This is a genomic window from Paraburkholderia podalyriae, from assembly GCF_014397785.1.
Classification (GTDB): domain Bacteria; phylum Pseudomonadota; class Gammaproteobacteria; order Burkholderiales; family Burkholderiaceae; genus Paraburkholderia; species Paraburkholderia podalyriae.
Genome location: NZ_VZQQ01000023.1, coordinates 25,717 through 50,485 on the forward strand (window position 1 = coordinate 25,717; position 24,769 = coordinate 50,485).

A 24,769-nucleotide genomic window follows, 5' to 3' on the forward strand; every position below is an offset into this window, starting at 1 on the left:
CGTCAGGCCGCCGCGCGCGGCACCGGCGGCTCGACGTGTGCGACGTCGCAAAAGGCCAGTACGTCGCCGAGATACTGCGCGAACTCGCTGATCGCATGGTCGCTGCCTTCGATCAACGTCGTGCGTGCGCCCGGATAATGCGCGAGCATTTCACGGTAGTCGAGCACTTCGTCGCCAGTGGCTGCCATCAAATAATAGCGTTCGGGTCGCGTGATCGACGCGACGCCAAGCGCGCGCAATTCATCCAGATGATGCCGCTCGACGACGATGCTGCCGCCACCGTGCCACAACGGCTGTTCGCCGAGATAGGCGCTCAGATCGCGCTGCGGCACGACCGCCGGGTTCAGCAGCACGGCCCGCCAGCCGTGCTTCTCGGCCAGATGCGTGGCGAAGTAGCCGCCGAGCGAACTGCCGATCACCGTCACCGGCTGCGCATCGCCCTTCGCGCGTGCCTCGGCCACCAACGATTCGGCGAGCGCCACGGTTTCGAACGGGGACACCGGCAGCATCGGGCAGCACCACTCGTCGGCGCGCCCCAGCTCGGCGAGACGCGCCGCAAGCAGGCGCGCCTTGAACGAATTGGGCGACGAACGGAAACCGTGCAGATAAAGAATCACGCCGCGCCTCGCGTCGAAAGACCATCGAGCAGCTTCTGATGCACGCCGCCGAAGCCGCCGTTGCTCATCACCAGAATCTGATCGCCGGGGCGCGCCGCGTGGACCACCGCCTTCACGAGCGCGTCGAGATTGTCGAACGCCTGGGCCTTGCCGTCGAGCGGGGCGAGCGCTTCGCCAAGGTTCCAGCCGAGCGCGTCGCGCCCGCTCGGCGCACCGTAGCCGAACACGAGGTCGGCGTCGGCGAGGCTCGCCGGCAGTTGCGCTTTCATCACGCCGAGCCTCATCGTGTTCGAGCGCGGTTCGAGCACGGCGAGAATCCGCGTGTGGTCGCGGCCGACGCGCGCGCGCAGCCCGGCCACCGTCGTCCCGATCGCGGTGGGGTGATGCGCGAAGTCGTCGTACACGGTCACGCCGTCGACGCTGCCGCGCACTTCCATGCGGCGCTTCACGTTGCGAAAGCCTGACAGCGACTTTGCGGCCTGCGTGGGCGGCACGCCGACGTGGCGCGCGGCGGCGATCGCGGCGAGCGCGTTCATGCGGTTATGCTCGCCCTGCACCTGCCAGTCGACCACGCCGACGCGCTCGCCGTTGTGATAGACGGCGAAGCGTTCATCGACGGGCACGCCCTGTTCCGCCGGTTGAATTTCCCAGCCGCCCTGTACGCCGAAGCGCTCGACCTCGCTCCAGCAACCGCGCGTCAGCACGCGCTCGAGCGCGTCCTCGCGGCCGTTCGTGACGACGCGCCCGAGGCGTGGCACCGTGCGGATCAGATGATGGAACTGCGTTTCGATCGCGGCGAGATCCGGGAAGATGTCGGCGTGATCGAATTCGAGATTGTTCAGCACCGCTGTTTTCGGGCGGTAATGGACGAACTTCGAGCGTTTGTCGAAGAACGCGGTGTCGTATTCGTCGGCTTCGATCACGAAAAAGCTCGAATCGGTGAGCCGCGCCGACACGCCGAAATTCAGCGGCACGCCGCCGATCAGGAAGCCCGGGTTCAGGCCCGCGTCTTCGAGCAGCCAGGTCAGCATCGAGCTCGTGGTGGTCTTGCCGTGCGTGCCGGCCACAGCCAGCACCCACTTGCCGTTCAGCACGTGCTCGCCGAGCCATTGCGGACCGGACACGTACGGCAGGCCGCGGTCGAGAATCGCTTCCATCAGCGGGTTGCCGCGCGTGACCACGTTGCCGATCACGAACAGATCCGCGTCCAGGCCGTTCAGCTGGCCCGCGTCGTAACCCTCGATCAGACGGATGCCTTGCGCCTCGAGCTGCGTGCTCATCGGCGGATAGACGCCGGCGTCGCAGCCGGTCACCGTGTGGCCCGCATTGCGCGCGAGCACCGCGAGACCGCCCATGAACGTGCCGCAGATGCCGAGGATGTGGATATGCATAAGCTGTCGTGCCGCGGGGGCGTTTCTTGCGAGGGATGGGAGAGCCACAGGACGGCCGGAACGACCGTCTGCAAAGGACGCCTATTGTAACCGACGCGGCGCGCGCTGCCCCCTGCCGGCCGTGCCCGACGCCGCCCCGTGCGGGCCGCCGAACCGCGTCGCCAGGCTCGATCGAGTATCATGCAAAGATGGTCCGCAAATCACATTTCGATCCGCAGCGCGTGCGCGAGGAAATCGCAATCGCGGCGGCACGCCTGGTTGCCGAAGACGGCCTGGATTATGCCAGCGCGAAGCGCAAGGCGGCCCGGCAGGTCGTCGGCGAGACTCGTGTTGCCGGCGAATGGCTGCCGGACAACGATCAGATCGAAGAAGAAATCCGCGAATATCAGGCGCTGTTCCAGAGCGACAGCCAGCCGGCGCTGCTGCGGCGCCTGCGCATGATCGCGGTCGACTGGATGGAGCGGCTCGCGCCGTTCAATCCATATCTGACGGGCGCGGTGCTCGGCGGCACGGCCGGCGAGCATTCGGACGTGCATCTGCAGGTGTTTTGCGACAACCCGAAAGAAGTCGCGATCTACATGCTCAATGCAAACATCCAGTACGACGTGTCGGAAACGCGCCACTTCGCGGGCCGCGGCTACGTGGAGACGCTGAGCTTCCTGTGGCGCCCCGCGGGCGAGCGCAACGCCGAGCCGGTCGGCATCCACGTCGCGCTGTACGAAACCGACGATCTGCGCGGCGCGGTGCGCGCCGACGCGCGCGGCCGCACGGCGCGGGCGAATCTGCAGGCGGTGCAGGCGCTGCTCGACGGTGACGAAGTGCCGTCCTTCACCACTTGATCAGACGGAACGGAGCACGATGAATACGAGACGTATGCTGGTGGGCGTGGTCGTCGCGCTGGCCGCCGCCGGCGGCGGCGTGCTGGCCAATCACTGGCTCAATCGCGGCACCGACGTCGCGTACGCGTCGCAAGCCGACGCACAGTCCGGGTCACAGTCCGACACCCGTGCGAACCCCGTCCAGCAGTTGTGGAGCGCACCGGTCACGAACCTCGACGGCAAGCCTCAGTCGCTGAGCCTGCTCAAGGGCCACCCGATCGTCGTCAACTTCTGGGCGTCGTGGTGCGGTCCGTGCGTCGAGGAAATGCCGGCGCTGTCTCAGATCCAGCGCGAGTACGCGAAGAAAGGCATCCAGTTCGTCGGCCTCGGCGTCGACTCGGAACAAAACATCCAGACCTTCCTGCAAAGGGTCAAGGTCGCGTACCCCATCTACGTGACCGGCTTCGGCGGCGCCGACCTCGCGCGCGCGTTCGGTAACAATGCGGGCGGTTTGCCCTTTACCGTCGTGATCGACGCAAAAGGCAACATCCGCTCGACAAAATTGGGCCAGATCGACCCCGCGGCGCTGCGCCGGACGCTCGATACCCTGTAAATTTCCGATTTCTCGCGCTGCGCTTTTTGCCATCCGATTCCGTGCAGAACGCGCAAAAATACGCGGATGATTCCCGAATTTGAGTGAAGTTGTTCCCACGGCCACGCGGCCGCCAGCGCGGCCCGCCGCCGCGTACGCGCACGAAACTAGACAAGTTTCTCTAATCAGCGCTAAAGTGCGCGCAATTCCACGGAAAAAGAAGCGACCATGACGCGACTGCTGGTACTGCACGGACCCAACCTGAATCTTCTCGGCACACGGGAACCCGAGGTCTACGGTCGCGTGACCCTGCCGCAGATCGATCAGGCGCTGGCGGACCGCGCAGCCGACGCAGGCGTCGAACTCGCGTCGTTCCAGAGCAACCACGAAGGCGCGCTGGTCGACCGCATTCAGGCGGCCCGCACCGAGAAAACCGATTTCATTCTGATCAATCCCGCCGCGTACACGCACACGAGCGTGGCCATTCGGGACGCACTGGCCGGTGTCGGCATCCCGTTCGTCGAGATTCATCTGTCGAACGTGCATCGCCGGGAACCGTTCAGGCATCACTCGTATTTCTCCGATCAGGCTGAGGGCGTCATCTGCGGCCTCGGCTGGAAGGGGTATCTGTACGCACTCGAATTCGCGCTCGACCGGCTCGCGGCCGGCTCGTCGCGCGGCTGAATCCAAGCACGTCCAATTTGAGCCGGCTACTGCACGCTTGCACACGCCGGCACACAACGCATTGAAAAGGGGCACCCTGATGGATCTACGTAAACTAAAAACTCTGATCGACCTCGTCTCGGAGTCCGGTATTTCCGAACTCGAAGTGACCGAGGGCGAGGGCAAGGTCCGCATCGTCAAGAATGCGCCGCCAGTTTACGTTCAACCGTCTGCCTACGCACCGCAATTCCAGCAAGCCGCACCGGCAGCTGTCGAGCCGCCGGCCACCGCAGGCGCTCCGGCCATCCCGGCCGCCGCTGCGCCGCAGGGTCACGTCGTGACTTCGCCGATGGTCGGCACGTTCTACCGCGCGCCGTCGCCGGGCGCCGATCCATTCGTCCAGGTCGGCGACACGGTCAAGGAAGGCCAGACCATCTGCATCATCGAAGCGATGAAGCTGCTCAACGAGATCGAGTCGGACAAGTCCGGCGTGGTCAAGGAAATCCTCGTCGAAAACGGTCAGGCGGTCGAGTACGGCCAACCGCTGTTCGTGGTCGGCTAACGCGGCACGCACTATCCGCCGCCCGCGCGCCGCTCATCCCCAGGCGCGCGACCGATCCTCTGCGGCAGCCGGCGTCGTGACCGACCCCGGCGCCCATTGATGAGTCGAAAACCCGCTATGTTTGAAAAAATCCTCATTGCCAATCGTGGCGAGATCGCGCTTCGCATCCAGCGCGCCTGCCGCGAGCTCGGCGTCAAGACGGTCGTCGTCTATTCGGAAGCCGACAAGGAAGCCAAGTACGTGAAGCTCGCCGACGAGGCGGTCTGCATCGGCCCGGCACCGTCGAATCTGAGCTATCTGAACATGCCCGCGCTGATCAGCGCGGCCGAAGTCACCGACGCCGAAGCGATCCACCCCGGCTACGGCTTCCTGTCGGAGAACGCCGACTTCGCCGAGCGCGTCGAGCAGTCCGGCTTTACCTTCATCGGCCCGCGTCCGGAAACGATCCGCATGATGGGTGACAAGGTCACCGCGAAGCAGACCATGATCAAAACCGGCGTGCCTTGCGTGCCGGGTTCGGAAGGCGCCCTGCCCGACGATCCGAAGGAGATCGTGAAGATCGCCCGCCAGATCGGCTATCCGGTCATCATCAAGGCGGCGGGCGGCGGCGGCGGCCGCGGCATGCGCGTGGTCCACACGGAAGCGGCGCTCGTCAACGCGGTCATCATGACCCGCGAGGAAGCCGGCCGCGCGTTCGGCAACCCGCAGGTCTACATGGAGAAATTCCTCGAGAACCCGCGGCACATCGAAATCCAGGTGCTGGCCGACTCGTTCAAGAACGCCGTGTGGCTCGGCGAGCGCGACTGCTCGATGCAACGCCGTCACCAGAAGGTGATCGAGGAAGCGCCGGCACCGGGCATCGCGCGCCGTCTGATCGACCGCATCGGCGATCGTTGCGCAGACGCGTGCAAGAAGATGGGCTATCTCGGCGCGGGCACCTTCGAGTTCCTGTATGAAAACGGCGAGTTCTACTTCATCGAGATGAACACGCGCGTACAGGTCGAGCATCCGGTGACCGAACTGATCACCGGTGTCGACATCGTGCAGGAACAGATCCGCATCGCGGCCGGCGAGAAGCTCACGTTCCGTCAGCGCGACATACAGTTCCGCGGCCATGCGATCGAATGCCGGATCAACGCCGAAGATCCGTTCAAGTTCACGCCGTCGCCGGGACGCCTGACGTCGTGGCACATGCCTGGTGGTCCTGGCATCCGCGTCGATTCGCACGCCTACAATGGTTATTTCGTGCCGCCGAACTACGATTCGATGATCGGCAAGCTGATCGCTTACGGCGCGACGCGCGAACAGGCGATCATGCGGATGCGCATCGCGCTGTCGGAAATGGTGGTCGAAGGTATTCAGACCAACATCCCGCTGCACCGTGAGCTGATGCTCGACGCGAAGTTCGTCGAAGGCGGCACCAGCATCCACTACCTCGAAAACCGGCTGGCCGCGCGTCAGCAGGTCGCGGAAGAAGCGTAAGTCATGAGCTATCGGGAACTGGTTGCCGAACTGGCGCGCGAGCACGCGGAAGAGTTGTCCGACGCATTGCTCGAGCTGGGCGCACTGTCCGTGTCGGTCGAAGACGCCGACGCGGACACGCCCGACGAGCAGCCGCTGTTCGGCGAGCCCGGTCTCACGCCGGATCGCACGGCGTGGCAGCACTCGCGCGTGATCGCGCTGCTCGCGCCGGAACAGGATCCGGCCGTGTTGCTGAGCGCCGCGGCCAACGAAATCGGACTCGACGCCGCGCCGGCGTATACCGTGCGCGAGGTTGAGGAGCAGGACTGGGTGCGGCTCACGCAGTCGCAGTTCGATCCGATCCAGATCGGCGAGCGCATCTGGGTCGTGCCGTCGTGGCACGATGCGCCGGACCCTGGCGCGCTCGTGCTCGAACTCGATCCGGGCCTCGCGTTCGGCACTGGCAGTCACCCCACTACGCGTCTGTGCATGGAGTGGATCGAGCAGTCGGTCAAGGCTGGCCAGTCTGTGCTCGACTACGGCTGCGGCTCGGGCATCCTCGCGATTCTCGCGAAGAAGTGCGGCGCCGATCCGGTGATCGGCATCGACATTGATCCGCAGGCAGTCGAATCGGCGCGTCACAATAGCGAGCGCAATCACGCCGAAGTCACCTATGGCCTTCCCGATGCCTGCCCGGCCGGCGAGTTCGACGTCGTGGTCGCGAACATCCTGTCGAATCCGCTGAAGCTGATGGCGTCGATGCTGTCGTCGAAGGTGAAGGCGGGCGGGCGCATCGCGTTGTCGGGCATTCTCGCGCGTCAGGCCGACGAGGTCGCGCAGGTCTACGCGCGCTGGATCGATATCAGCGTATGGCGCGAACATGAAGGTTGGGTGTGCCTCGCCGGAACGCGCCGCGAAAGCAATTAGAATAAGGCGTATTGTCAACCCAACGGCCTCAGGCTCATCGGCTCGATATGCACCTGGCGACGCGCTGCCCCTTCTGCGAAACTGTCTTCCGTCTGCAACCGGCGCAGCTTGCGCAGCGCCGCGGCCTCGTGCGGTGCGGGCATTGCGAGGAAGTCTTCGACGCGTCGAGCAGTCTGTTCGACGTCTCCGAAGGCGGCGATTTTTCCACGGCCAAACCGGTTGCCGCCGCTGCGGCGATCGAGGCGCTGTCCGGTGTGCGGCAGCAGCGGCCGGACTTCAGCAACGACGCGTGGGGCCCGCAGGCGCCGGCTTCTGACCAGGTCTCCACCAGCATTGCCGGCAGCACGCTCGACAGCCGTTTGCGCGACCACGCGAGCAGCGTGCCGCTCGCGACGCTACCGCCTGGCAACGAGCACGCACCCGTCACATCAGGCACTCCGCGCCAGCCGACCGAACCGCAATTGCGCGCCGGCGCTTTCACGGCGCCGCTACCCGAGGACGATGAGCCGACGCTGGCCGACGCGCCGCTCGATCCGTTTGCCTATCCGTCTGACGACGCGCTTGATGAACCGCCCGTCGTCGCGCCCACCACCCCTCCTGCCCGACCGCGAGTCGAAGACGAAGCGCCGCGCGTCTGGCACAAGATCGAGCGCCCCGAGCCGTCCACGCTCGACGAACCGGCGTTGCGCGAACCAGCAAGCCTGCATCGCATACCCGACAACGAGCCGCGCTTCGGACCGGTCGGTGCGGGGCCGGCCAGCTTCGGCGCCGCCGCAGGCCCGGGCGCCGCGCGTGGTTCTGGCGCCGGCGGTCCCGGCGGTCCGCGGCCGCCGAACGGTCCTTCGCCCGCTGCATCGAGCGGTGAACCGTTCTCGGTCAACCCTCCCGTCGGCGACGGCGCTGATCCGTTCCCGGTCGTGCGAGAAACCCGCCCCGCGGACGCCGGGCGCGTCGGCTGGATCGTGGCCGGCGTGGTGCTCGCCACGCTGCTCGTCATCGCACTGCTCGCGCAACTCGCGTGGTGGCAACGCGAGACCGTGATGATCAACCTGCCGCGCTCGCAGATCCTGTACGCGCAGGTCTGTGCGCGTCTCGGCTGTCAGCTGACGCCGCCGCACGACATCGAAGGCCTGCTGGTCGAGCCTTCCGATTTGCGGCAGATCGACGGCCCGCACAAGCTCGAACTGAAGATGCCGCTGCACAACCGCCTGAACATCGCGCTCGCTTACCCCGCGATCGAACTCACGCTGCTCGACGATCAGAACAACGTCGCTGTGCGGCGCGTGCTGTGGCCGCAGGATTACGTGCCGCCCGGCACCGTAATCGCGTCCGGCCTGCCCGCGCACGCGACGCAAACGATGATCGTGCACCTCGACACCGGCACGGCGATCGCCTCCAATTTTCGCGTACAGATTTTTTATCCGTAGCGTACCCTCGCGCGCCCGCTCCCGAGCGGGCGCATCATTGTCATCACTGACACCTTTTTCGGAGCACAACACATGAGTCAAGTCACGAGTCAAGTCACGCTGGGTGGCAACCCGATCGAAGTAAGCGGCACGTTCCCGTCGATCGGCCAGCAGGCCGCCGCGTTCTCGCTGGTCGGCCGAGACCTGAAGCCGCTGACGCTCGCCGACTTCGCCGGCAAGCGCAAGGTGCTCAACATCGTCCCGAGCCTCGACACGCCGACCTGCGCGACGTCGACGCGCAAGTTCAACGAAGCCGCCGCGAAGCTCAGCAACACGGCCGTCATCGTCGTCTCGGGCGACCTGCCGTTCGCGGCGTCGCGCTTCTGCACGACCGAGGGCATCGAGAACGTGGTGACCGCATCGACGTTCCGCGGCCACGAGTTCGCGCAAGCGTACGGCGTCGACATGACGAGCGGTCCGCTGACCGGCTTGACCGCGCGCGCGGTCGTCGTGCTCGACGAAAACGACAAGGTCGTGCACGCCGAGCTGGTTGGCGAAATCAAGAACGAGCCGAACTACGACGCAGCGCTCGCCGCGCTGAAGTAAGCCCTCTCGCGCACGAACGACAGCACCACGCCTCGCGCGGCGCTGTCGCTGCGTCGCGTGTCTTCCCACCGCTTTGATACAGGAATGCTCGCCTTGGCTACGCTCATCTGCGGCTCGCTCGCGTACGACAACATCATGACCTTCGAAGGCCGCTTTCGGGAGCACATCCTGCCCGAGCAGGTCCACATCCTGAACGTGAGCTTTCTCGTGCCGACCATGCGTCGCGAGTTCGGCGGCTGCGCGGGCAACATCGCCTATGCGCTGAATCTGCTCGGCGGCGACGCGCGCATCATGGGCGCGATCGGCGCCGTCGACGCGCAGCTCTATCTGGACCGCCTCGCGCAGCTCGGCCTGTCGACGCAAAGCGTGCTCGTCGTGCCCGACACCTATTCCGCGCAGGCGATGATCACGACCGACCTCGAGAATAACCAGATCACCGCGTTCCATCCGGGCGCGATGATGCAGTCGCATCTGAACCGCGCTGACGAAGTGGAAGGCCTGACGCTCGGCATCGTCGCCCCGGACGGCTACGACGGCATGGTTCAGCACGCCGAACAGCTTGCCGCCGCGGGCGTGCCGTTCATCTTCGATCCCGGCCAGGGTTTGCCGCTGTTCGACGGCGAGACGCTGCGGCGCATCATTGAACTTGCCACCTATGTTGCGGTCAACGATTACGAAGCCAGGCTGGTGAGCAACAAGACCGGTTGGTCGATCGAACAGATCGCCAGCAAGGTCGACGCGCTAATCATCACGCTCGGCGAGAAGGGTGCACAGATTCATCACGGCGGCGGTATCGAAGAGATTCCGGCGGTCACGGCGAAACAGGTGCTCGATCCCACCGGTTGCGGCGACGCGTTTCGCGGCGGCCTGCTCTACGGTATCGAGAAGGGCCTCGGCTGGACCACGACCGGCCGTCTCGCCAGCCTGATGGGCGCTCTGAAGATCGAGCATCAAGGCCCGCAAAACTACGCGCCCAGCCGGGCGGAAATCAACGAGCGGTTCAAGCAGGCCTTCGGATACGACCTGCACTGATATCGCGTGCTATGGGAGTTTGGGAATGAGAACACCGAGTCGCCTGATCGTCGCCAGCCTGATCGCCGGTTCGCTGGCCATGTCGGGGTGTGCGGTCAACAGCAGCTCTCCCGACGTTTTCACCGCTTCGCAGGCGCAACGTGAACAGACGGTTCGCATGGCTACGGTGGATAGCGTGCGCGCGGTGCGGATCAGTGCGAACAACGGTCAGCCGAGCGGGGTCGGCGCGCTCGGTGGCGCGGCGCTCGGCGCGCTCGCCGGCAGTACGATCGGCGGCGGACGTGGCTCGGTCGCGACGGGTATCGTCGGCGGCATCGGTGGTGCGGTCGCCGGCAATGCAGTCGAAAACCGCGTCGCGATGCGCGACGGTATTGAAATCACCGTGCGGCTCGACAACGGCGATATGCGCGCCATCACCCAAACTGCGACCGGCGAGATCTTCCGCGCCGGTGATCGCGTGAGGCTGCTGTCCAGCGGCGGCGTCACGCGCGTCACGCACTAAGCGCAGCTTCCCTCTCTCGAGCGACCGCGCGTAGTTTGGCGCCGCGACGACGACTTCACACGCATGCGCCCTCGCGGGTTCATGCGTGTTTTCTCTTTTTGGAACGACGGGCAAAAAAAACGCGCCACCGGCACACCGGTAACGGGACGTTGACCGGGTGGCGCTCGCACGAACTCGAGCACGACCCGGTCATCCGACACATCGTGCGACGTGTCGACCTACTGCTACTGCTACTGCTACTGCTACTGCTATTGCTACTGCTTACGGACGGCTGCCCGTCGGGAACGGCCATGCCGCTGCCGGGTTCAGCGCGGTCTTCACCGTCGCCGCCGGTGCGCTCGAGACAGCAGGCGCAGCGGGAGCAGGCGCGGCCTTCTTGGCGACAGCCTTCTTCGCAGGCGCAGCCTTCTTCGCAGGCGCGGCGGCCTTCTTCGCGGCAGCCTTCTTGGCAGGTGCGGCTTTCTTGGCTGCAGCCTTTTTCGCAGGCGCCGCCTTCTTGGCAGCGGCCTTCTTCGCCGGTGCCGCCTTCTTCGCCGCGGCCTTCTTCGCCGGTGCCGCCTTCTTCGCTGCGACCTTCTTCACCGCGGCTTTCTTCGCCGGTGCTGCCTTCTTCGCCGCGACTTTCTTCGCCGCAACCTTCTTCGCCGCGACCTTCTTCGCCGCGACCTTCTTCACTGCGGCTTTCTTCGCCGGCGCTGCCTTCTTCGCCGCGACCTTCTTGGCTGCAACCTTCTTGGCTGCAACCTTCTTGGCTGCGACCTTCTTCACTGCGACCTTCTTCGCGGCGACCTTCTTGGCCGGAGCAGCCTTCTTGGCCGGAGCAGCCTTCTTGGCTACGGTCTTCTTTGCTGCGGACTTCTTGGCCGCGGCTTTCTTTGCAGTTGCCATCATTTTCTCCTTCAGGTTTTCAGATGAGGTCAGTTCAAACTACACCCTTCGTCAAAACCCGCTTCCCGCGGACGCTTCTCAGGGCGCGCGCTACGAAGCGGGCTATTCATCGGCGTACGCAGGTGCGGCGCGCTTACGCTAATGAATGCGGTAAGGCGCGCCGTGCCCCAAGGCACCGCGCGCCAAATCTGGTCGACGTCGCAAGGCGACGCCGGCAATTGCTTGATCGGGCCGCCGGCAACGACGCCAACGGCTTTTTCCGGGGGGAAGTTTGCCCATCCCACTGAAGGGTCCGCAAAGTGCCTGTCATGTTTGTGGGCCGTCAAGGCACCGGGCACGCTTTGCATCAGGCCGTTCTGCTCCTAACCCGGGGCGCCGCGGCCACAGGCGGCGGCATCCCCATCAATGAATACATCTGCGACGCGAATCCCGGCTTACTCCCAGGACAGCGCACCGCCAGTCTGATATTCGATCACTCGCGTCTCGAAGAAATTGCGTTCCTTCTTCAGGTCGATCATCTCGCTCATCCACGGGAACGGGTTTTCCTCGTTCGGGTACAGCGGATCGAGACCGATCTGCTGGCAACGGCGGTTGCAGATGAAGCGCAGATAGCTCTTGAACATCGACGCGTTGAGGCCGAGCACGCCGCGCGGCATCGTATCTTCGGCGTAGCGGTATTCGAGCTCGACCGCCTGCTGGAAGATCGCGCGAATTTCGGCGCGAAACTCAGCCGTCCACAGGTGCGGGTTTTCGAGTTTGATCTGGTTGATCAGGTCGATGCCGAAGTTGCAGTGCATCGACTCGTCGCGCAGGATGTACTGGTACTGCTCCGCCGCGCCGGTCATCTTGTTCTGGCGGCCGAGCGCCAGGATTTGCGTAAAGCCGACGTAGAAGAACAGGCCTTCCATCACACAGGCGAACACGATCAGCGAGCGCAGCAGCGTCTGGTCTGCTTCGAGCGTACCGGTCTTGAAGGCCGGGTCGGTCAGCACGTGGATGTACGGAATCAGAAATTCGTCTTTCGCGCGGATCGACGGGACCTCGTGATACGCGTTGAAGATTTCGCCCTCGTCGAGACCCAGCGACTCGACGATGTACTGGTAAGCGTGCGTATGGATCGCCTCTTCGAACGCCTGGCGCAGCAGGAACTGGCGGCATTCGGGCGCCGTGATGTGGCGGTAGGTGCCCAGCACGATGTTGTTGGCGGCGAGCGAGTCGGCCGTCACGAAGAAGCCCAGGTTGCGCTTGACGACGCGGCGCTCGTCTTCGGTCAGCCCGTTCGGGTCTTTCCACAGGGCGATGTCGCGCGACATGTTCACTTCCTGCGGCATCCAGTGGTTGGCGCAACCCGCCAGATACTTTTCCCAGGCCCACTTGTACTTGAACGGCACCAGTTGATTGACGTCAGTCTGGCCGTTGATGATGCGCTTGTCGGCGACATTGACGCGCGCTTCCGAAGCAGCCGCCGCGTTGTCAGCCGCATTGCCAACATGAGCGACGGGAGCGACAGCGATGTCGTTCGCGAAGACTTCTTGAGCGGAGGGAGCATGCCGAGCGGAGCGCGTTCCGATTTGCGAATCCACAGCCGACCCCGCAGCGTTGCGCAACACGTTCGGTTGCGTCGCGCTCGAGGGAGTTACGGCAGCGATCTCGTCATCCCAGTTGAGCATAAATGTCACCATCAATTTAGAACGGTTTGTACCATCTTTTCACGAGCGATAAAAGAGTTCACTCGCGAAAATTCCTGTTTTCGATTCGCGTTGCTACGTTCATACAACACTTTGTTCGACATGCTGTGCGTGAGGCGTCGAGTGACGCGTGATGAACGCGTGTTGAACAGGTGTTGCCGAGGTCCTTCGCGAACTCGAAGAGCAACGTTTCGACACGACGTTTCGTTGCTCTATCTATATGTATTGCGCAGTGCGTTCGCGGCATCGGTTGACTGATCGGTGCCGCGCGAGCCGCTCATCGCGAGGGTCGGCGGTGAGCCGCGTTGACCATCTTGCGTCAGCGTTGGCGGGTGAAGTGCGATGTCATGTCGAGCGATCGTCTGGTGTTGCCAACTGCTGTGTTGCTTCGCTGCATCGATGAGCGGTGAGACTTCGATACGGCTCACCGCTCATCGACCTGCTTCTACTTCATCGACGACGCTGTGGCTCGCCGTCTGCGGGATAGCTCCTACGACCCTCGCGTGCAATCAGCAAGCATCGCTCCCGCTGCTTGCCTCTCTTTACTGGCAAGCCTCGCACTCGTCGAAGCCCGGATCGCCCGGACGCATCATGCAGACCGGACCCTCCGCTTCGGGTGCCGCTTCGACCGCGACCGCGGCAGTCGCTGCGACCGCTGCAGCAGCCTGGAAGCCGCCGCCCACACCACCCGCTGCGCCGCCGTCCATGCCGAAGCCGCCTGCCGCGCCACCCGAGCCGTCATGACCCGAGCTCACCGCGTTCAGCGCGCCGTGCGCGACCGTCGACTTCTCGACGTGCGTCGCCGCCATCGTGCGCAGGTAATAGGTGGTCTTCAGACCGCGCAGCCATGCGAGCTTGTAGATCTCGTCGAGCTTCTTGCCCGATGCGCCCGCCATGTAGATGTTCAGCGACTGCGCCTGGTCGATCCACTTCTGACGACGCGAGGCCGACTCGACGAGCCATACCGGATCGACTTCGAACGCGGTCGCGTAGATCGCACGCAGATCGGCCGGGATGCGGTCGATGCGCGACAGCGTGCCGTCGAAGTACTTCAGGTCGGCGACCATCACTTCGTCCCACAGGCCGCGTGCCTTCAGGTCGCGCACCAGGTAGTCGTTGACCACCGTGAACTCGCCCGACAGGTTCGACTTCACGTACAGGTTCTGATAGGTCGGCTCGATGCACGCCGACACGCCGATGATGTTCGAGATCGTCGCGGTCGGCGCGATCGCGACGCAGTTCGAGTTGCGCATGCCGTAGGTCGAGATGCGCGAGCGCAGCGCGGGCCAGTCCATCGACTCGCTCGAATCGACCTCGACATAACCGCCGCGCGCTTCAGCGAGCAGCGCCACCGAATCCTGCGGGAGGATGCCGCGATCCCACAGCGAGCCGCGGTAGCTCGAGTAGCGGCCGCGCTCTTCGGCGAGCTCGGTCGACGCGTAGTACGCGTAGTAGCAAACCGCTTCCATCGAGCGATCGGCGAACTCGACCGCTTCCTGCGACGCGTACGGCGTGCGCAGCACGTGCAGGCAGTCCTGGAAGCCCATGATGCCGAGGCCGACCGGACGGTGCTTCAGGTTCGAGTTACGCGCCTTGGCGACCGCGTAGTAGTTGATGTCGATCACGTTGTCGAGCATGCGCATCGCGACGCTGATCGTGCGCTTCAGCTTGTCGTGGTCGAGCGCGAGCGTGCCGTCGGCCTGTTCCTTCAGGTGCGCGACGAGGTTCACCGAGCCGAGGTTACAGACGGCAATTTCGGCGTCGCTGGTGTTCAGCGTGATTTCCGTGCACAGGTTCGACGAATGGACGACGCCGACGTGCTGCTGCGGCGAGCGCACGTTGCACGGATCCTTGAACGTGATCCACGGATGGCCGGTTTCGAACAGCATGCCAAGCATCTTGCGCCACAGCTGCGCCGCCGGGATCTTCTTGAACAGCTTGATCTCGCCGCGCGCGACCTTGGCTTCGTAAGCCGTGTAAGCCGCTTCGAATTCGGCACCGAACTTGTCGTGCAGATCCGGGCAGGTGGACGGCGAGAACAGTATCCAGTCGCCGCCTTCCATCACCCGCTTCATGAACAGATCGGGAATCCAGTTCGCGGTGTTCATGTCGTGCGTGCGACGACGGTCGTCGCCGGTGTTCTTGCGCAGCTCGAGGAATTCCTCGATGTCGAGGTGCCACGATTCGAGGTACGCGCACACCGCGCCCTTGCGCTTGCCGCCCTGGTTGACGGCGACCGCCGTGTCGTTGACGACCTTCAGGAACGGCACGACGCCCTGCGACTTGCCGTTGGTGCCCTTGATGTGCGAGCCGAGCGCGCGCACACGGGTCCAGTCGTTGCCGAGGCCGCCGGCGAACTTCGACAGCAGCGCGTTTTCCTTCAGTGCTTCGTAGATGCCGTCGAGGTCGTCGTCGACCGTGGTCAGGTAGCACGACGACAGCTGCGAGCGGCGCGTGCCCGAGTTGAACAGCGTCGGCGTCGAGCTCATGAAGTCGAAGCTCGACAGCACGTTGTAGAACTCGACCGCGCGCGCTTCGCGGTCGATCTCGTTCAGCGACAGACCCATCGCGACACGCATAAAGAATGCCTGCGGCATCTCGATACGCACGTTGTCGTGATGCAGGAAGTAGCGGTCGTACAGCGTCTGCAGACCGAGGTAGCCGAACTGAAGGTCGCGGTCCGCGTCGAGCGCGGCGCCGAGGCGCTTCAGGTCGAACTGCAGCAGCTTGTCGTCGAGCAGCTCGGCTTGCACGCCGCGCTTGATGAACTGCGGGAAGTACTCGGCATAGCGCTCGCCCATTTCGGCTTGCGTGACTTCCTCTTCGAGGATTTCACGGCGGATGGTGTGCAGCAGGATACGCGCGGTGACCTGACTGTAGGCCGGGTCCTTTTCGATCATCGTGCGGGCAGCGAGGATGGCCGAGTCGTACACCTGGCTCATCGGCACGCCGTCGTACAGGTTCTTCACCGTTTCCGCGACGATCGGCTCGGCGCTCACCGCGTCGCCGAGGTTCGCGCACGCGGATTCGATGATGCCCTGCAGCGCAGCCATATCCAGCGGACGCGTGATGCCGTTGTCGGTCACGGTCAGACCGGGCGTGTTGGCCGCGTCCGCATGCTCGTCATGCGCGCGCACCTGGTTGCGCTTCTCGCGATACAGCACGTAAGCACGCGCGACGTTGTGTTCGCCGCCGCGCATCAGCGCGAGTTCGACCTGATCCTGAATGTCTTCGATATGGAACGTGCCGCCGTTCGGACGGCTGCGCACCAGCGCGCGCACCACGTTCTGCGTGAGTTGCTCGACCAGTTCACGCACACGCGCCGATGCCGCGCCCTGACCACCATTGACGGCGAGGAACGCCTTCGTCACGGCGATCGCGATTTTCGACGGCTCGAACGACACCACGCTGCCGTTGCGGCGGATCACCTTGTAGTCGGCGTAGTTCGCTTGCGGCGCGAGCGCCTGCGCGCCTTGAGTCTGGCCGAACGCCTGGCCAGTCGGTGAGCCCTCGTACCGGGTCGTCACGTTGTCGGTGGTTTGCATGTGCAAAGCTCCTGGTCTTGGAAATGGCGGCGGGTGCCGCGGATTAAATCGAACGCCGCGCCGCCGCGTGCGCGAGCGATGAGGTGCAGGAAGGCCGGCTACGCCGGTTGGCGGGATGCAACTGCGAGGAAGCCTGGTTCGATTTGATGGCGGTCTTCATCGGGTGGGTCGCGATCACTGGCTGGTCCTTTCGTGAATGCTTGTGGATGCGGCCGGAGATCCCCTACCGGCTGCGCCCCAGGAATTTTTTTCGCTGCCTGGAATGCTTGCGGCGCCATGCTCGAGGAGCGGGGCACCGCGGACATATCCACTCTTATTCACTCGGTTATGCACATGGTTATTCACCGCACAACACAAGATATAGTGCGAAACTCAGTTGTCGGCACCAAGTATAGTGGAGATTCAAGACAGGTCAAATCGTTTTATTTGCGTCGCCCGTCTTGACTTTTGCCTCGTGCGGCGCGCAGAAGCTCCCCGCAGAAGCAGGCTGCGCCTCGTTCTCTATGGATCACGCAAGATCGTGCGAAGGGGGATTACCGCGTTTCGAAAAACTTGAGATAGGGGAAATACCGACCGTCGAGCGAGGTGTCGCGCTGCAGTCGCGGCCACTCGAAATGTGGACCGGGATCGGTCTTGCGGCCGGGCGCGATGTCGGAGTGACCGGCAAGCGCGTCGATCGGATAGCGCGCCTTCAGTGCGCTCACGAGCGCGGCGAGCGTGCGGTATTGCGCCGCTTCGAAGGCGGTGGTGTCGCTGCCTTCGAGCTCGATGCCGATCGAGAAATCATTGCAGTGCTCGCGGCCGAAAAAATTCGACGGCCCGGCGTGCCACGCGCGCTCGTTGCACGACACGAACTGCTCGAGTGCGCCGTCGCGATGAACCACGAAATGCGCGGACACGCGCACGCCGCGCAGATGCGTGTCGTAGTACGGGTGGGCGTCGCAGTCGAGTGTGTTCTGGAACAGCTCGGCAATCGCGGTGCCGCCGAACTCGTTCGGCGGCAGGCTAATGTTGTGGACGACGATCAGCGTCGGCACCGCGCCTTGCGGCCGCGCTTCGAAATTCGGCGAGGGGAGCTTGCGTGCGGCGGCAACCCAACCGTCGGCATCGACGGTGAACGCGCCGCTCATCGGGCGTCGCGACCGCTCGGACGCGCGCCGTGGCGCTGTGCGTGCGCGGCGCAGCAGAACGCCTGCCCGGCGACGCTGACCGAGTCGCTCTCCGGCGCATGCACGCCGCACTCGACGCAGCGGATCATCGGCTCGGCAAGCTGCGGCTGTCCGTTCGACGCATGCACGCCGCCATTCGCGGCGCCGGCACCGTTAGCGCCACGGGCACCGGTGCGTTGCGCGGTGTGCGCGTCGTGGCGGCGCAGCGCCTTCACGAGCCATTGACCGACGATGAACAGCAGAATCAGCAAAAAGATTTGTCGCATGGGGACACGCTCACACTACAGGCCGGTGCAACAGCACCTCGAAAACAAAACGGCTGCCGACGTACGCGAGCAACAGCGCGACGAACGAGGCCAGCACCCAGCGCAATGCCGCACGGCCGCGCCAGCCGGACACCTTGCGCGCGGTCAGTAGCGCGCCGAACATCACCCACGAAAGAATCGCGAAGACGGTCTTGTGATCGAGCCGCAACGCGCGGTCGATCAACTGCTCGCTGAACAGGATGCCCGACAGCAGCGTCAGCGTGAGCAGCACGAAGCCGGCGCCGATCAGACGGAACAGCAGCTTCTCGAGCGTGAGCAGCGGCGGCAGCGTGTCGAGCCAGCTCGACCACCAGCCGTTGCCCGCCGCCGCGTGGCGCTGCGCGAGAGCACCGCGCATCGCATGCAAGCGCCGCTCGACCGCCAGCATCAGCACCGCGTGCAGTGCCGCGATCGCGAACAGACCGTATGCGATATTCGCGATCAGGAAATGCAGCTTGAACATCGGCGCGGCCGCATACGGCAGCACGCGCACGCCGCCGAACGCGAGCGGCAGCAGCGAGGCGACGCACGCGAGCGGCAACACCAGCAGCCGCAAGCCGTCGAGCGGGAAGAAGAAACTCTCGATCCAGTAAATGCCGGCGCCGAGCCAGAACATCGCCGACAGCGCGAACGCGAAACCGAACACCATCGCGTTCTGCGGGAAGATCGTGGTATGCAGCAGCACGCCGTGAGCGAGCAGCGCGACCAACAGCAGCGCGCGCCCTGGCGCGCTCACGCCGGAGGCCACCGAAGCGCCCGCGCCGGCGGCATGAGCGGGCAGCGGCGGCACGCTCTCGAGCAGCGGCCGCACAGCCGCGTGCCGATGCGAGCGCCAGCCGGCCACGGAAAGGCCGCCATAGAGAAGCGCGGTGAGGGCATACAGTACAATATCCATATTCGAAGTTTACACTAGGGCCCTGCTCCGCGACGTCTTGCGCTTCGCGCGCTGCGCGGGCTCCACGTTCATCGCTCCCCATGCTCGACAATCTGACTCAACGGATGGCGCGCGTCGTCAAGACGCTGCGCGGCGAAGCCCGGCTCACCGAGGCGAACACCCAGGAAATGCTGCGCGAAGTGCGTCTCGCACTGCTCGAGGCCGACGTGGCGCTGCCCGTCGTGCGCGAGTTCATCGCGAAGGTCAAGGAGAAGGCGCTCGGCGAGGAAGTGATCTCCAGCCTGTCGCCGGGTCAGGCGCTCGTCGGCGTCGTGCAGCGCGAACTGACCGCGGTGATCGGCGGCGATTACGAAGGCAAGGCCTCCGAACTCAATCTCGCCGTCACACCGCCCGCAGTCATCCTGATGGCGGGCCTGCAGGGCGCCGGCAAAACCACCACGGTCGGCAAGCTCGCAAAACTGCTGCGCGAGAAGTACAAGAAGAAGGTGCTGACCGTTTCGTGCGATGTCTATCGTCCCGCCGCTATCGCGCAGCTGAAAACGGTGACTGAGCAGGTCGGCGCGGACTTCTTCCCGTCGGAGCCGAACCAGAAGCCGGTCGACATCGCGCGCGCTGCGCTCGACTGGGCCAAGCGCCACTATCACGACGTGCTGCTCGTCGACACGGCCGGCCGTCTCGGTATCGACGAAGCGATGATGAATGAAATCGCCGCGCTGCACGCCGAGCTGAAGCCGGCCGAAACGCTGTTCGTCGTCGACGCGATGCTTGGCCAGGACGCGGTCAACACCGCGAAGGCGTTCAGCGACGCGCTGCCGCTCACCGGCGTCGTGCTGACCAAGCTCGACGGTGATTCGCGCGGGGGCGCGGCGCTGTCGGTGCGTCACGTGACGGGCAAACCGGTCAAGTTCGTGGGTGTCGCCGAAAAACTCGACGGCCTCGAAGTGTTTCACCCGGACCGCATGGCGAGCCGGATTCTCGGCATGGGCGACATTCTCGCGCTGGTCGAGGAAGCGCAGCGTGGCGTCGACGTGCAGGCCGCGCAGAAGCTCGCCGACAAGGTCAAGAAAGGCGGCGACTTCGATCTCAACGATTTCCGCGCGCAGCTCACGCAAATGAAGGGTATGGGCGGCCTGTCGTCGCTGATGGACAAGTTGCCCGCGCAGTTCCAGCAGGCCGCGGCCGGCGCCGACATGAGCCAGGCCGAGAAGCAGATGCGCCGCATGGAAGGCATCATCAACTCGATGACGCCGGCGGAGCGCGCCAAGCCCGAACTGATCAAGGCGACCCGCAAGCGCCGCATCGCCGCGGGTGCGGGCGTGCAGGTGCAGGAAGTCAACCGCATGCTGAACCAGTACGAACAGATGCGCACGATGATGAAGAAGCTCAAGGGCGGCAACCTGCAGAAGATGATGCGCGGCATGAAAGGCATGATGCCCGGCATGCGCTAAGCTGGATGGGAACGGCGCTCGCGCGCGCCGATGCGCGGCGCGGCTGACTTCGGCATCGTGCGGGTTTATTCTGTAGCGCATCGCGTCGCCTCTCGCAGGAATGTCCCCCGGGATGTTGCCTCCCACACCATGTATACAGTTACCGTCCGTCAGACGTCATGAACCGCGAAGAAGCCCTCCATATTTTTCAACGCTCCGAAGAGATCGTTTCGGCCTCGGACGTCACTGCGTCGATCGCCCGCATGGCGGCCGCCATCCGCGACGAGATCAGCGAGGACTTCCCGCTCGTTCTGTCGGTGATGGGCGGCGCCGCGGTATTCACCGGCATGCTGCTGCCGCACCTCGACTTCCCGCTCGAGTTCGACTACATCCACCTGACGCGCTACCGCAATACGACGAAGGGCAGCAACGAGATGCAATGGCGCGTCGCGCCGGCCGAGGCGGTCAAGGATCGTGTGGTGCTCGTGCTCGACGACATCCTCGACGAAGGTGAGACGATGGCCGCGATCCGCGACCGCATTCTCGCGATGGGCGCGAAGCGCTTCCTGTCCGCGGTGCTGTGCGAGAAGATCATTCCGAAGGCGAAGCCGCTGCGCCCCGATTACTGCGGCTTCGAAGTGCCGGACCGGTACGTGTTCGGCTGCGGGATGGATGCGAAAGGCTACTGGCGCAACCTCCCGACCATTCGGGCGCTGACCGAGGGGGCGTGAGCGGCGCATCCGCGAACCGGCGAAAAAAAGCAGCCTGGATGGCTGCTTTTTATTGCTGCGACGATGGCAACTCGCAAGCCGACTCCCGCTTCACAGCTTGTGCACGAAAGAGCGGATACCACCGAGCATCATCTCGACCGAAATCGCGACGAGTACGAGGCCCATCAGCCGCTCGAACGCCGCCATCACCCGTTCACCGAGCCGCGCCTGAATGCGCTCGGCGAGCATCAGCACGATCGCGCAGATGATCATCGTGACGGTCAACGCGCCGACCCACTCGAATGTCTTGCCCGGCGCCTGCGAGGTCAGCAGCATGACCGTTGCGAGCGCCGACGGGCCCGCCAGCGCCGGAATCGCCAGCGGCACGATCAGCGGCTCGCCGCCGCGCGCGTCGCCGCCGAACGGACCGTCCGGATGCGGAAACACCATCCGCAGCGCGATCAGAAACAGCACGATGCCGCCGCCGATCCGCAGCGACTGGTCACTCAGGCTCATCATGCGCAGAAAGCTCTGCCCGAGCACCATGAACACCAGCAGGATCGCAAACGCGATCGCGACCTCGCGCAGGATCACGATCGTGCGCCGCTCCGGCGACACACCCCGCAGACAGCTGACGAAGATCGGGATGTTGCCGAGCGGATCGGTGATCAGGATCAGCAGCACGGTCGCGGACAGGAAGGTGTACTCCACTGCCCGCTCCGCTTAGTTCGCGAGCGCCGCGCGCACTTTGACGATCACCGTCTGCGCGGCGTCCGCGACCGGCAGCAGCGTCGCTTCGGCATCGCGGCGGCCCTGATACTCAATCTTGCCGTCCTTCAGACCGCGGTCGCCGATCACCAGTCGATGCGGCACGCCGATCAGTTCCCAGTCGGCGAACATCACGCCCGGACGCTCGCCGCGATCGTCGAGGATCACGTCGATGCCGGCCGCGACTAGCTCCGCGTACAGCTTGTCGGCCTGCTCGCGCACCGCGTCGCTGCGGTCGTAGCCCATCGGGCACAGCACGACTTCAAACGGCGCGATCGACTCCGGCCAGATGATGCCCTTGTCGTCGAAATTCTGTTCGATCGCGGCGCCGAGAATACGCGTGACGCCGATGCCGTAGCAGCCCATTTCCATCGGCCGCGGCTTGCCGGTTTCGTCGAGGCAGGTCGCGTTCATCGCTTCCGAGTACTTGGTGCCGAGCTGGAACACGTGGCCCACTTCGATACCGCGGCAGATGTCGAGCACTCCTTTGCCGTCCGGCGACGGATCGCCCTTCTTCACGTTGCGGATGTCGGCGACGACCGGCTCCGGCAGGTCGCGGCCCCAGTTCACACCGGTAATGTGATAGTCGACCTCGTTCGCGCCGACCACGAAGTCGCTCATGTTCGCGACCGTGCTGTCCGCGATCACCTTGACCGGCTTCTTCGTGTTGATCGGACCGAGATAGCCCGGCGGCGTGCCGAACGTCTCCACGATCTCGGCTTCGGTCGCCATACGGAAAATACCGAGGCCCGGTAGCTTGGCCGCCTTGATCTCGTTCAGATCGTGATCGCCGCGCAGCATCAGCAGCCAGATCGTCGGCTCGGCGCCTTCGTTCTCAGTGGCGAGCACGACCGACTTGATCGTGCGTTCGAGCGGAATGTTCAACAGTTCGGCAACCGCCTCGCACTTCGCCTTGCCGGGCGTCGCGGTCTTCTTCATCTCTTCTGCCGGCGCCGCGCGCTCTGCGATCAGCGGCAGCGCTTCGGCTGCCTCGACGTTCGCGGCGAAATCCGAGGTCGGGCAATACGCGATGTCGTCTTCGCCGATATCGGCGATCACGTGGAATTCATGCGAGCCGCTGCCGCCGATCGAGCCGTTGTCCGCCGCCACCGCGCGGAACTCGAGCCCGAGGCGCGTGAAGATGCGCACGTACGCGTCGTACATCTTGCGATACGACTCGCGCAGACCCTCAGCGTCCTTGTCGAACGAGTACGCGTCTTTCATCATGAACTCGCGGCCTCGCATCACGCCGAACCGCGGACGGATCTCGTCGCGGAACTTCGTCTGGATCTGATAGAAGTTGACCGGCAGCTGGCGATAGCTCTTGATCTGATTGCGCGCGATGTCGGTGACCACTTCCTCGTGCGTCGGGCCCATCACGAAATCGGCCTGCTTGCGGTCCTTGAAGCGCAGCAGCTCGGGACCGTACTGCTCCCAGCGGCCCGATTCCTGCCACAGTTCGGCCGGCTGCACGGCCGGCATCAAGAGCTCGATGGCGCCTGCCCGGTTCATTTCCTCGCGCACGATTGCTTCCACCTTGCGGATCGAACGCAGGCCGACCGGCAGGTAGTTATAGATACCGCCCGCGACGCGACGGATCATGCCCGCGCGCACCATGAGCTTGTGGCTGACGATTTCGGCGTCGGCGGGCGCTTCTTTGAGGGTGCCGATAAAGAAACGGGAGGCTTTCATTCAAAGTGTCCAAAAGCGGCGGCTTCCGGTGGGGACCGCCAAAAAAGGGTGAAAACATGGGAAAAATCGACACAGATCCGGTGGCGCAGCCGGTACGGTTCGCGCGACCGGCGGCGCGCTGCCCCCGCACGGCGCCGAAACCGCCGCGCAAAGCCTCTCTGACAAGGGATCGGCACGGAAAACCGACAGGCTACCGCAAACACGGGCTTGTTGCGGCGAATCGCTCCATCCTTATGCGTTCCGGTGCGTAGGGTCCGTTATCTGTTTATAATCAAAGCAATTTTAAAGGATTCGAAGGTGGTTGTATGCTGGATCGTGAAGGCTTTCGCCCGAACGTCGGCATCATCCTCTTGAACGCGCACAACGAGGTGTTTTGGGGCAAACGGCTCCGTGAACATTCCTGGCAGTTTCCGCAAGGGGGCATCAAATATGGTGAGACCCCCGTGCAAGCGATGTATCGGGAGTTACACGAAGAAACCGGGCTGCTTCCTGAGCACGTCAAGGTGATCGGTCGCACGCGCGACTGGTTGCGTTATGAGGTGCCTGACAAGTTCATAAAGCGCGAAGTACGCGGTCATTACCGCGGCCAGAAACAAATCTGGTTTTTGCTCCGGATGGTAGGACGCGACTGCGACATCTGTTTGCGCGCCACCGCCCACCCTGAGTTCGATGCGTGGCGTTGGAACGAGTATTGGGTGCCGCTCGACTGTGTGATCGAGTTCAAGCGGGATGTGTATCAGTTGGCGCTGACGGAGCTGTCCCGTTTCATGCGCCGGCCTGCGCCGCGTGCGGAAAGACCTGGCGGGCATCATGGGTCGCGTTATCCCCGGATAGCGTCGTCGATGCAAAGCCCGCCGGATTCCATGGTAGGCACGATGGTCACTACCGTCACGACCGTTAGTTCAGTCAGTGTCGAAACTTCGACGCGCGTGCTGGTCGTGCCGGATTGCGGTCCCGGCCCACGGGATGCGAACGTGAGACCGGAGCACGAGCGCGAAACGGCCGAAGCCGACGAGGCAGTCGCCCCGTTAGTCCGACGAGGCGTGCGCGATTAACCATTCCAGGCGGCGGCTCACGCCGCCTCTCTCTGGCGCGGCTTTCGAGC

General features: G+C 64.4%; 24 protein-coding genes. 13 read left to right on the forward strand and 11 right to left on the reverse strand.

Annotated features, from left to right (window positions below):
- Nucleotides 1-2 precede the first annotated feature (2 nt).
- Nucleotides 3-617 (reverse strand): YqiA/YcfP family alpha/beta fold hydrolase, encoded by a 615-nt coding sequence (locus F6X42_RS24650; RefSeq protein ID WP_187636704.1) that lies wholly within the window; start codon nt 615-617, stop codon nt 3-5.
- Nucleotides 614-2,008 (reverse strand): UDP-N-acetylmuramate:L-alanyl-gamma-D-glutamyl-meso-diaminopimelate ligase, encoded by a 1,395-nt coding sequence (gene mpl, locus F6X42_RS24655; protein ID WP_187636705.1) that lies wholly within the window; start codon nt 2,006-2,008, stop codon nt 614-616. Before mpl ends, F6X42_RS24650 begins: the two co-directional genes overlap by 4 nt.
- Before the next feature lie 188 nt (nt 2,009-2,196).
- On the opposite strand from mpl, the gene F6X42_RS24660 reads away from it, so the two are divergent.
- The 10 genes from F6X42_RS24660 to F6X42_RS24705 all read left to right on the forward strand — a co-directional run bounded on the left by F6X42_RS24660 (nt 2,197) and on the right by F6X42_RS24705 (nt 10,577).
- A complete protein-coding gene (locus tag F6X42_RS24660; RefSeq protein ID WP_187636706.1) occupies nt 2,197-2,847 on the forward strand; it encodes a UDP-N-acetylmuramate--alanine ligase in 651 nt (216 codons plus the stop codon).
- A 19-nt stretch (nt 2,848-2,866) separates the two neighbouring features.
- Entirely contained in the window at nt 2,867-3,439 is a 573-nt protein-coding gene (locus F6X42_RS24665; protein WP_187636707.1) for a TlpA family protein disulfide reductase, read from the forward strand.
- Between the two features lie 207 nt (nt 3,440-3,646).
- Nucleotides 3,647-4,102, forward strand: coding sequence for a type II 3-dehydroquinate dehydratase (gene aroQ, locus F6X42_RS24670; RefSeq protein ID WP_175149027.1), 456 nt, complete (start codon nt 3,647-3,649; stop codon nt 4,100-4,102).
- Nucleotides 4,103-4,181: 79 nt separating this feature from the next.
- Nucleotides 4,182-4,643: an acetyl-CoA carboxylase biotin carboxyl carrier protein gene (gene accB, locus F6X42_RS24675; protein WP_187636708.1), complete on the forward strand. Its 462-nt coding sequence runs from the start codon at nt 4,182-4,184 to the stop codon at nt 4,641-4,643.
- Nucleotides 4,644-4,760: 117 nt separating this feature from the next.
- On the forward strand, nt 4,761-6,125 hold the full coding sequence (gene accC, locus F6X42_RS24680) for an acetyl-CoA carboxylase biotin carboxylase subunit (protein WP_184006568.1): 1,365 nt from the start codon (nt 4,761-4,763) through the stop codon (nt 6,123-6,125).
- Between the two features lie 3 nt (nt 6,126-6,128).
- Nucleotides 6,129-7,031 (forward strand): 50S ribosomal protein L11 methyltransferase, encoded by a 903-nt coding sequence (gene prmA, locus F6X42_RS24685; RefSeq protein ID WP_187636709.1) that lies wholly within the window; start codon nt 6,129-6,131, stop codon nt 7,029-7,031.
- Nucleotides 7,032-7,078: 47 nt separating this feature from the next.
- Nucleotides 7,079-8,458: a zinc-ribbon and DUF3426 domain-containing protein gene (locus F6X42_RS24690; RefSeq protein WP_187636710.1), complete on the forward strand. Its 1,380-nt coding sequence runs from the start codon at nt 7,079-7,081 to the stop codon at nt 8,456-8,458.
- A 72-nt stretch (nt 8,459-8,530) separates the two neighbouring features.
- Nucleotides 8,531-9,043, forward strand: a complete 513-nt coding sequence (gene tpx, locus F6X42_RS24695) for a thiol peroxidase (RefSeq protein WP_187636711.1) — start codon at nt 8,531-8,533, stop codon at nt 9,041-9,043.
- 93 nt (nt 9,044-9,136) lie between these two features.
- Nucleotides 9,137-10,075: a carbohydrate kinase family protein gene (locus F6X42_RS24700; protein WP_187636712.1), complete on the forward strand. Its 939-nt coding sequence runs from the start codon at nt 9,137-9,139 to the stop codon at nt 10,073-10,075.
- Nucleotides 10,076-10,100: 25 nt separating this feature from the next.
- The gene (locus F6X42_RS24705; protein WP_187636713.1) at nt 10,101-10,577 is read left to right on the forward strand and encodes an outer membrane lipoprotein; all 477 of its coding nucleotides are present in this window, start codon (nt 10,101-10,103) and stop codon (nt 10,575-10,577) included.
- A gap of 261 nt (nt 10,578-10,838) precedes the next feature.
- Here the strand turns inward: F6X42_RS24705 and F6X42_RS24710 are convergent, their stop codons facing one another.
- The 7 genes from F6X42_RS24710 to F6X42_RS24740 form a co-directional block, all read right to left on the reverse strand.
- The gene (locus F6X42_RS24710; RefSeq protein ID WP_187636714.1) at nt 10,839-11,465 is read right to left on the reverse strand and encodes a histone H1-like DNA-binding protein; all 627 of its coding nucleotides are present in this window, start codon (nt 11,463-11,465) and stop codon (nt 10,839-10,841) included.
- A 29-nt stretch (nt 11,466-11,494) separates the two neighbouring features.
- Nucleotides 11,495-11,812, reverse strand: a complete 318-nt coding sequence (locus tag F6X42_RS24715) for a hypothetical protein (protein WP_187636715.1) — start codon at nt 11,810-11,812, stop codon at nt 11,495-11,497.
- 87 nt (nt 11,813-11,899) lie between these two features.
- A complete protein-coding gene (locus tag F6X42_RS24720; RefSeq protein ID WP_187636716.1) occupies nt 11,900-13,135 on the reverse strand; it encodes a ribonucleotide-diphosphate reductase subunit beta in 1,236 nt (411 codons plus the stop codon).
- Nucleotides 13,136-13,695: 560 nt separating this feature from the next.
- Nucleotides 13,696-16,698, reverse strand: coding sequence for a ribonucleoside-diphosphate reductase subunit alpha (locus tag F6X42_RS24725; RefSeq protein WP_187636717.1), 3,003 nt, complete (start codon nt 16,696-16,698; stop codon nt 13,696-13,698).
- Between the two features lie 533 nt (nt 16,699-17,231).
- Nucleotides 17,232-17,828: a 1,6-anhydro-N-acetylmuramyl-L-alanine amidase AmpD gene (gene ampD, locus F6X42_RS24730; RefSeq protein WP_187636718.1), complete on the reverse strand. Its 597-nt coding sequence runs from the start codon at nt 17,826-17,828 to the stop codon at nt 17,232-17,234.
- Nucleotides 17,825-18,133, reverse strand: a complete 309-nt coding sequence (locus F6X42_RS24735) for a PP0621 family protein (protein ID WP_187636719.1) — start codon at nt 18,131-18,133, stop codon at nt 17,825-17,827. The genes ampD and F6X42_RS24735 overlap by 4 nt, the downstream gene beginning before the upstream one ends.
- Nucleotides 18,134-18,143: 10 nt before the next feature.
- Nucleotides 18,144-19,067 carry a cytochrome C assembly family protein gene (locus tag F6X42_RS24740; RefSeq protein ID WP_187636720.1) on the reverse strand — a complete coding sequence of 308 codons (924 nt, stop codon included), beginning with the start codon at nt 19,065-19,067 and terminating at the stop codon, nt 18,144-18,146.
- Between the two features lie 80 nt (nt 19,068-19,147).
- Between F6X42_RS24740 and ffh the strand changes: the two genes are divergently transcribed.
- Nucleotides 19,148-20,515 carry a signal recognition particle protein gene (gene ffh, locus F6X42_RS24745; protein ID WP_187636721.1) on the forward strand — a complete coding sequence of 456 codons (1,368 nt, stop codon included), beginning with the start codon at nt 19,148-19,150 and terminating at the stop codon, nt 20,513-20,515.
- A 158-nt stretch (nt 20,516-20,673) separates the two neighbouring features.
- Complete coding sequence (locus F6X42_RS24750; protein WP_187636722.1) at nt 20,674-21,225, forward strand: hypoxanthine-guanine phosphoribosyltransferase; 552 nt, start codon at nt 20,674-20,676, stop codon at nt 21,223-21,225.
- Nucleotides 21,226-21,315: 90 nt separating this feature from the next.
- Here F6X42_RS24750 and F6X42_RS24755 read toward each other — a convergent pair whose 3' ends face one another.
- Together F6X42_RS24755 and F6X42_RS24760 are read right to left on the reverse strand one after the other, a co-directional pair.
- Nucleotides 21,316-21,915: a MarC family protein gene (locus F6X42_RS24755; RefSeq protein WP_187636723.1), complete on the reverse strand. Its 600-nt coding sequence runs from the start codon at nt 21,913-21,915 to the stop codon at nt 21,316-21,318.
- Nucleotides 21,916-21,927: 12 nt separating this feature from the next.
- Nucleotides 21,928-23,664, reverse strand: coding sequence for a proline--tRNA ligase (locus tag F6X42_RS24760; protein ID WP_187636724.1), 1,737 nt, complete (start codon nt 23,662-23,664; stop codon nt 21,928-21,930).
- A gap of 305 nt (nt 23,665-23,969) precedes the next feature.
- Between F6X42_RS24760 and F6X42_RS24765 the strand changes: the two genes are divergently transcribed.
- Nucleotides 23,970-24,719, forward strand: a complete 750-nt coding sequence (locus tag F6X42_RS24765; protein ID WP_187636725.1) for an RNA pyrophosphohydrolase — start codon at nt 23,970-23,972, stop codon at nt 24,717-24,719.
- Nucleotides 24,720-24,769 lie beyond the last annotated feature (50 nt).

What these genes read in the sequence shown, in the direction of transcription:
- F6X42_RS24720 (WP_187636716.1), bottom strand. Translation starts at nt 13,135, where the DNA reads ATGCTCAACTGGGATGACGAGATCGCTGCCGTAACTCCCTCGAGCGCG.
- ampD (WP_187636718.1), bottom strand. Translation starts at nt 17,828, where the DNA reads ATGAGCGGCGCGTTCACCGTCGATGCCGACGGTTGGGTTGCCGCCGCA.
- F6X42_RS24710 (WP_187636714.1), bottom strand. Translation starts at nt 11,465, where the DNA reads ATGGCAACTGCAAAGAAAGCCGCGGCCAAGAAGTCCGCAGCAAAGAAG.
- tpx (WP_187636711.1), top strand. Translation starts at nt 8,531, where the DNA reads ATGAGTCAAGTCACGAGTCAAGTCACGCTGGGTGGCAACCCGATCGAA.
- F6X42_RS24735 (WP_187636719.1), bottom strand. Translation starts at nt 18,133, where the DNA reads ATGCGACAAATCTTTTTGCTGATTCTGCTGTTCATCGTCGGTCAATGG.
- F6X42_RS24760 (WP_187636724.1), bottom strand. Translation starts at nt 23,664, where the DNA reads ATGAAAGCCTCCCGTTTCTTTATCGGCACCCTCAAAGAAGCGCCCGCC.
- F6X42_RS24765 (WP_187636725.1), top strand. Translation starts at nt 23,970, where the DNA reads ATGCTGGATCGTGAAGGCTTTCGCCCGAACGTCGGCATCATCCTCTTG.
- accB (WP_187636708.1), top strand. Translation starts at nt 4,182, where the DNA reads ATGGATCTACGTAAACTAAAAACTCTGATCGACCTCGTCTCGGAGTCC.
- prmA (WP_187636709.1), top strand. Translation starts at nt 6,129, where the DNA reads ATGAGCTATCGGGAACTGGTTGCCGAACTGGCGCGCGAGCACGCGGAA.
- F6X42_RS24705 (WP_187636713.1), top strand. Translation starts at nt 10,101, where the DNA reads ATGAGAACACCGAGTCGCCTGATCGTCGCCAGCCTGATCGCCGGTTCG.
- F6X42_RS24665 (WP_187636707.1), top strand. Translation starts at nt 2,867, where the DNA reads ATGAATACGAGACGTATGCTGGTGGGCGTGGTCGTCGCGCTGGCCGCC.
- F6X42_RS24660 (WP_187636706.1), top strand. Translation starts at nt 2,197, where the DNA reads ATGGTCCGCAAATCACATTTCGATCCGCAGCGCGTGCGCGAGGAAATC.
- F6X42_RS24725 (WP_187636717.1), bottom strand. Translation starts at nt 16,698, where the DNA reads ATGCAAACCACCGACAACGTGACGACCCGGTACGAGGGCTCACCGACT.
- F6X42_RS24715 (WP_187636715.1), bottom strand. Translation starts at nt 11,812, where the DNA reads ATGCAAAGCGTGCCCGGTGCCTTGACGGCCCACAAACATGACAGGCAC.
- F6X42_RS24740 (WP_187636720.1), bottom strand. Translation starts at nt 19,067, where the DNA reads ATGGATATTGTACTGTATGCCCTCACCGCGCTTCTCTATGGCGGCCTT.
- ffh (WP_187636721.1), top strand. Translation starts at nt 19,148, where the DNA reads ATGCTCGACAATCTGACTCAACGGATGGCGCGCGTCGTCAAGACGCTG.
- F6X42_RS24750 (WP_187636722.1), top strand. Translation starts at nt 20,674, where the DNA reads ATGAACCGCGAAGAAGCCCTCCATATTTTTCAACGCTCCGAAGAGATC.
- F6X42_RS24690 (WP_187636710.1), top strand. Translation starts at nt 7,079, where the DNA reads ATGCACCTGGCGACGCGCTGCCCCTTCTGCGAAACTGTCTTCCGTCTG.
- mpl (WP_187636705.1), bottom strand. Translation starts at nt 2,008, where the DNA reads ATGCATATCCACATCCTCGGCATCTGCGGCACGTTCATGGGCGGTCTC.
- accC (WP_184006568.1), top strand. Translation starts at nt 4,761, where the DNA reads ATGTTTGAAAAAATCCTCATTGCCAATCGTGGCGAGATCGCGCTTCGC.
- aroQ (WP_175149027.1), top strand. Translation starts at nt 3,647, where the DNA reads ATGACGCGACTGCTGGTACTGCACGGACCCAACCTGAATCTTCTCGGC.